Raw genomic sequence first — 582 nt, forward strand, 5'->3', positions numbered from 1 at the left:
TGCTGCGAGCCGAAACCAGCCGTAAGGCAAGCTTGCGGAAGAAGCAGCAATTTGCGGGCATGAGCAGCCCATATCTGGAAAAGGTACTGGATGCTGGGTTAGCTGAACTGGCATCAATTTAACAATATGTTCACGCTCTCGCCCTGATCATTCCTGCATTATAATACCCTTCATTAAACATTTTTTGTAACTCTAAAGGCGGTATATGTTTCAACATTTGAGAGAGCATAATAAGTACTTGTATCACTACACTAGGGAAGGTGCGAATAAGTCATATGGCACGAGAGCATTTAATGGTAACCCATTGATATTAAATGACTAAAATTTTCATTTTTTGTTCGTGGGATACTTGTTCGCACTTTCCCTAATTCTACACCTTGGCTTTCGTATAAAGATTTTCGCGTTTATAATAGAAAGTAAAATGCCATACAAACATCAGGGCGGGAGCACACTTTGTTGATATTTTAACCAAAGAATAACTGAGCCCGATAGTCGTCATTCCAGCCGGCTCTTTTTAGCTTGTTTCTCTGACTTCGAGCACCACAATTGCTCTGTTTTACGATATTCAATACGAACCGCCGG

General features: G+C 41.1%; 2 pseudogenes. One reads left to right on the forward strand and one right to left on the reverse strand.

Annotation, left to right across the window (positions count from 1 at the left end):
* Positions 1–122 (forward strand): annotated as a pseudogene (locus J9889_RS20745) (ISAs1 family transposase); the annotation flags it as partial.
* 342 nt (positions 123–464) lie between these two features.
* On the opposite strand, the pseudogene J9889_RS20750 reads toward J9889_RS20745, so the two are convergent.
* A pseudogene (locus J9889_RS20750) lies at positions 465–582 on the reverse strand (ISAs1 family transposase); the annotation flags it as partial.

Source organism: Aeromonas sp. PrichA-15 (assembly GCF_017939245.1).
Classification (GTDB): domain Bacteria; phylum Pseudomonadota; class Gammaproteobacteria; order Enterobacterales; family Aeromonadaceae; genus Aeromonas; species Aeromonas caviae.